We start from the raw sequence: 2,593 nt of genomic DNA on the forward strand, positions 1-2,593 counted from the left end.
TTAGCGCGCGTACTCATACTCATCGTCAACAGACTAACCATAGTTCAATCCAGTTTCATAATATTTGGTTTATGAGAGCAGGCGGAAACAATTTTTCTTCTCCAGAGCGAAAGCGCTCCATCTCAATCCACTCTACCCAGTGCAGGCTTCCGCAACTTTCACAAATTTGGACACGCTTTTTGGCGTAAATTTCTGGATCATCAAAATTTATGGGAAATGCAAGAACGATATCGTGACCTGTGAATCCGTGGTGCTCATAGATGTTTTCGCAAATGAATGGATCTCCTGTGATAAATATTCCGCATCCAAGCTCCTCGGAAATTTCCCGCTTCAGTGCATTTTCGCTAGTTTCGCCAAATTCGATTCCCCCGCCAAGCGGACACCATCCCTTGAGTTCACCTTGATCGTTGAGAACCTCACAGACGAGCAAGCGATCTTCCTGCTTTGCAATACCAATTACTTTTGGCCTAATGGTGTTGATGGGGCGCCAAACGATGCCCTGATGCACTGGATCTTTTTTCTCATCCATAGTCGTTAAAACCTAATTATACCAAGAAAATTTTATGGACATTAGTAATTATTTGGGTAATTTCATGCTCGATAGTAGCAAAAAATCTCTATGATTCACAGGTAAAAATTAACAAAAATACTCTGCAACACATGTTTAACATACAAATAAAAATTGATATACTAGACACAAAGTCTCAAAGAAGATTTTTTAAGTATTTATGCCTTCTCTTTGTGCCTTGACTCCTTGGACACAAACGCGCATTTTTGTCAGAAACTAACTTTTTTTTTAAAGGAATGATATGATCAACGCATATATCATCCTTTCCTATCCGAATTTCTTGAATCAACATCCTTAATACCTTTCTCTTCTCTTCAAAATCAAGTTCTTTTTCAGAAGTACGCAAGTGATTAGAAAAATGATTCACAGCCTCTTTCAGCTCTAACAATTGGTATTTACTTATACCTGAGTTTGATTCTTCTTTTTGTCGGTTAAGATTATTTTTTTCTCTTTTTATGGTATTCATTCGTTGTTTAAGTTCTGAAAGGTCAATACACTCGCCTTGATAGGCATCTAATAGACGATTTGCTTCTTGGTCTAACTTATCCAATTTCTTTTCTATCAGTTTGTATTGATGAGTTATTGGCGCTTTCTCTAGATCGGATAATCGCCTTGAAACCTCACCTTGAATAAGATTTGGTGTTTCTAGCATGGAAATTATTGATTCCCAAATTGCCGTGTCTAGCCTATCTGTCCGAATACCCCGGTTTAGACACTTTTTAGTTTGGTTATTACAACGATAGTAGCGATGGCCATTTATGGATTTTCCAGAGCCACTTGTTACAAAACCGTATCCACATTCCTTACAAGAAATAAGCCCTTGCAGGAGTGAACCCTTTTTAGCATTCCTTGTTGACTGTTGCTTGTTTTTTTGAAATAATTGCTGGGCCATCTCAAAAATATCAGTTTCAACAATAATGGGAACAGGAATTTCAATACATTCTTCTATGCTTTTTTGTCGAAAGCTTTTCCTAGCTATATACCTTCCTTTTACTCGCGCACAGCGGTTTACTAAACGCATTGGATTCGGCTCGCACTTTTCTCGTTTCCCAAAGTATGCAATTCCTTTATAAGCAGAATTATTCAAAATGTTGCTTAGGGAACTTCTAGACCATTTTGGTTTACCCTTAGGACTGTTTATTTGCTGATTAGCTAAGTAATCTCTGATACCTGCAATAGAGAGACGATCCTTAACGTAAAGATTGAAAATTATCTTTATTACAGATGCTTCTCTATCTATTATTTCAAAGTACGAGGATACTCCTTTCAAGCCCCTGATATACCTATATCCATACGGTGCGTTAGATAAAACACTAACACTTCCATTTTTAGCCTTATGCTTTTTTCCTCTTCGAGAACGTTCTGCGATTTGAGCTCGTTCGTACTCTGCAAACATTCCTTGCATTTGAAGCAAAAGGTGTTCTCCTGGTGTTTCTGGGCTAGGTGAATTTTGAAAAATTAAAGTAATGTTATTAGATTTAAACTCATCAATCAAGATAGCTTGGTAAGCATATTTTCTTGACAAACGATCTGGAGATAAGATGAAAATGTGATCAAATAATCCTTCAGATGCATAATCTCTTAATCTATCTAAAGCTGGACGGGCTAATGTAGATCCAGAAACTCCATTATCTTCAAAAATCCACTCTGAACTTATTTCAAAACCTTTACTTTGAGCAAAGTGTTGTAAAAGAGCCTTCTGACTTTCTATTGTAGCCTCTTCTTTTTGCCTCTGTGTTGATACTCGTACATACATCGCTGCTTGATTCATGATTTTTATCTCCACACACTAGGCAGATAGACTGCACGCAGATTTTGTAAGCTTGAGTTAAACTGGTTTGTGCATGCCTTTGCGGTTTCCTTATAAATTTTATATTCAAAATTCTCGGATCGCTCGACATGAATGGAAGGCTTACTTAAATGGTTAGACTTTTTATTTTTCACAGCATCCTACTCCTTAAAATTTTTATTGAGAAGAAAAATTGCGTGTTTGTGTCTAATGAGTATTTGAGCCTTTGTGTTTAA

At 37.0% G+C, this 2,593-nt stretch carries 2 protein-coding genes; both read right to left on the minus strand.

Features of this window, described 5'->3' with window-relative positions; all coding sequences use genetic code 11:
- Nucleotides 1-55: 55 nt before the first annotated feature.
- Nucleotides 56-529 carry an NUDIX domain-containing protein gene (locus H0W64_12700; GenBank protein ID MBA3662571.1) on the minus strand — a complete coding sequence of 158 codons (474 nt, stop codon included), beginning with the start codon at nt 527-529 and terminating at the stop codon, nt 56-58.
- Nucleotides 530-704: 175 nt separating this feature from the next.
- A complete protein-coding gene (locus H0W64_12705; protein ID MBA3662572.1) occupies nt 705-2,339 on the minus strand; it encodes a recombinase family protein in 1,635 nt (544 codons plus the stop codon).
- Nucleotides 2,340-2,593 lie beyond the last annotated feature (254 nt).

The sequence above is a fragment of the Gammaproteobacteria bacterium genome, from assembly GCA_013816845.1.
Lineage (GTDB): Bacteria > Pseudomonadota > Gammaproteobacteria > DSM-16500 > DSM-16500 > Aquicella.